This window comes from Phyllobacterium sp. (assembly GCF_037994405.1).
GTDB lineage: Bacteria > Pseudomonadota > Alphaproteobacteria > Rhizobiales > Rhizobiaceae > Phyllobacterium.
This window is the reverse complement of sequence record NZ_JBBNAN010000249.1, coordinates 1-2,703: the sequence shown is the minus strand read 5'-3', so window position 1 is coordinate 2,703 and position 2,703 is coordinate 1. Positions and strand designations below refer to the sequence as shown.

The window sequence follows — 2,703 nt, the reverse complement described above, 5'->3', positions numbered from 1 at the left end:
CGATTTCAGAAAGTCGGTCATGAAGGCTTTGCCGACTATGAAATGCTCGAGATGCTCCTCTATCGTTCAATCGCCAGGGCGACACAAAGCCTCTCGCCAAGGCGTTAATTGCAAGCTTTGGCTCGCTGGCGGAAGTCCTTGGCGCACCTGAACATCTGCTGAAGGAGATCAAGGGCTGCGGCCCGGCGATCGCCATTGACCTCAAGCTGGTCTTTGCACTGAATCACCGGATGATCGGCAGCGACATACGTGAAAAGACAGTGTTGAGTGCAAGGTCATGGATTACTGCGTTGCCGCGATGGCCCATGAACCACGCGAGCAGTTTCGCATTCTGTTTCTCGACAAGAGGAACGCTCTGATTGCCGACGAAATGTAACAGATCGGCACCGTCGACCACACCAGTCGACCCGCGCGAAGTGATCGCACGGGCGCTCCAGCTTTCCGCGAGTGCAATCATTCTCACCCACATCATCCCTCAGGCGATCCGACACCCTCCAAGGCCGATATCGAAATGACCAGGACCATGGCCAATATTGGCGCGCAAATGGGCATTGTCGTGCATGATCACATCATTATCGACAAGAATGGTCATGCAAAGCCTGAAGGGCTTGAAACTTTTTTAAAGGCACCGCAACAACGATCAAATGCGCAACCTTGAAGGCCTTTATTTCAATACATGCTTGAATGGAGGTTTGAATGAATCCGGTTGAAAAGGCGATCTGGTTTATCGAAGGGCATTTTGCCGAAAACATCACGCTGGACGATATAGCGGCTTCGGCCGGACTGTCGCGTTTCTACATGTCCCGCGCGTTCGCCGTTTTTACAGGTTGTCCCGTCAGTGGTTACTTGCGTGGCCGCCGGCTGACCGAAGCAGCGAAAGTTCTGTGCAACGGTGCTCCCGATATTCTCTGCGTCGCCCTCGAGGCAGGTTACAACTCCCATGAAGCATTCACCCGGGCCTTTCGCGACCAGTTCGGTTTCACACCAGAACAGGTTCGCGCACAGGGCAATGTCGAAAACATCCAACTGGTGGAGGCACTCAAAATGGATGAGTCATTTATCATAGACCTGGAAACACCCCGCACTGTGGACGGCAGGGCGATGCTCATCGCCGGAATCGGTGCGCGCTACAATTGTGAGACCAGCAAGGCAATCCCGTCGCAATGGCAACGCTTTGCCCCCTATATTGGCCATGTGTCGGGCCAGGTGGGCGATGTCTGCTATGGCGTCTGCTGCAACAGCGACGATGAAAACAACTTCGATTATATTGCAGGTGTCGAAGTCAGGGACTTTTCAAACCTTCCGGAGGAGTTCAGCCGGGTACGCATCCCGGCACTGAAATATCTGGTCTTCGCTCATCGGGATCATATTTCGACGATTCGGAGCACCATGATGACGATCTGGGGTAAATATCTTCCCGAGTCAGGGCATGAAGTTGCAGACGCGCCCAATTTCGAACGGTACGGGCCGGAATTCGACCCACGAACCGGCAATGGCGGCCTTGAGGTGTGGATCCCCATCAAGGCCTGACGTTGGCCAGCGAGAGCGGCGCCACACATCGCCGCTCTCAAGATCCAATACTTTGATCCTGCCATATCGCTGTCAGCAGGATATCGGTTATGATCAACGCACTCATATGTGACCGGAGTGCAAACCATGCTGCAGGCCTGCTTGAATGGTGGACGTACACGCGAGTTTCACACCGGCGTACCTTATACTGCGGCAGAACTCGCGAGCGATGCTGTGCACGCCATTGCGGCCGGGGCCAGCGAACTGCATATCCATCCGCGCGGTCCCGACGGTGCCGAGAGTCTTGAACCTGAGGTTGTTGCCGAAGCGATCCTTAAAATTCGCGAGAGCGTTCCCGGGACTCCTATTGGCCTTTCGACGCATTGGCGTATACCGCCTGGCGGTCTGGCCCGCCAGAAAACGATCGAACGATGGCAAGTGCTTCCGGACTATGTTTCCGTCAATCTCGTCGAAGACGACGCTGCGGATGTGATCTCGCTGGCTCTTGGCAAGGGTGTTGGCGTAGAGGCCGGGATTTGGTCTGTCAGCGATGCCGAGCGCTTTGTGACTTTGCCCGACGCCAAAAAATGCCTTCGCGTCTTGATTGAAATCAACGAACAGGACATCGACGAAGGATTTGCCGTCGCAACCGGAATCATAGGGATCCTGGAGCGGGCCAAATTCAAGCTTCCCATTTTGCTGCACGGGGATGAAAAGAGCGTCTGGCCGATGTTCAGGGAGGCCATGGCGCGGGGCTATGACGGCCGCATCGGGCTCGAGGACGGTAATGATCTACCCTCCGGCAAGAAAGCTGTCGACAATGCCGATATTGTTCGCGCTGCGGTTATGCTCGCACGAGCATATTAAAGAAAAGGTGCCGATGCGAACCGAGGTCTTGGTGGCCTAAGGTCGGGACCCATTATTCCAGCAAAGTTCCACGACCGCTTCGAGCCCTAATCGACCTTCATCTGTACCAATTGAATAAGGTTTCCGCAGGTATCATCAAGCACTGCCATCCGGACGCTGCTGCACCGCCAAGTGACGTTCAATTTGTCCGCATCCCGGCTATCAATCACTTGAGGATTCTGCGCTTGCGCACTTCTCCATCGGCAGTCCGCAGCTTCGGCAGGTGTTTGACGTCGATATGGACGTAGCCGAGATCATATTCCCGGAAGCGCCCTTGTCCTTTGGCAG

Annotated in this window: 2 protein-coding genes and 2 pseudogenes; 3 read left to right on the top strand and 1 reads right to left on the bottom strand. The window is 54.9% G+C overall.

Features of this window, described 5'->3' with window-relative positions; genetic code table 11:
• The 3 genes and pseudogenes from radC to AAAC48_RS14105 form a co-directional block, all read left to right on the top strand.
• Positions 1-658 (top strand): annotated as a pseudogene (gene radC / locus AAAC48_RS14115) (DNA repair protein RadC); the annotation flags it as partial.
• Between the two features lie 38 nt (positions 659-696).
• The gene (locus AAAC48_RS14110; protein WP_340654784.1) at positions 697-1,530 is read left to right on the top strand and encodes an AraC family transcriptional regulator; all 834 of its coding nucleotides are present in this window, start codon (positions 697-699) and stop codon (positions 1,528-1,530) included.
• A 126-nt stretch (positions 1,531-1,656) separates the two neighbouring features.
• Complete coding sequence (locus tag AAAC48_RS14105; protein ID WP_340654783.1) at positions 1,657-2,376, top strand: 3-keto-5-aminohexanoate cleavage protein; 720 nt, start codon at positions 1,657-1,659, stop codon at positions 2,374-2,376.
• Positions 2,377-2,510: 134 nt separating this feature from the next.
• Here the strand turns inward: AAAC48_RS14105 and AAAC48_RS14100 are convergent.
• Positions 2,511-2,703, bottom strand: a pseudogene (locus AAAC48_RS14100) (hypothetical protein); the annotation flags it as partial.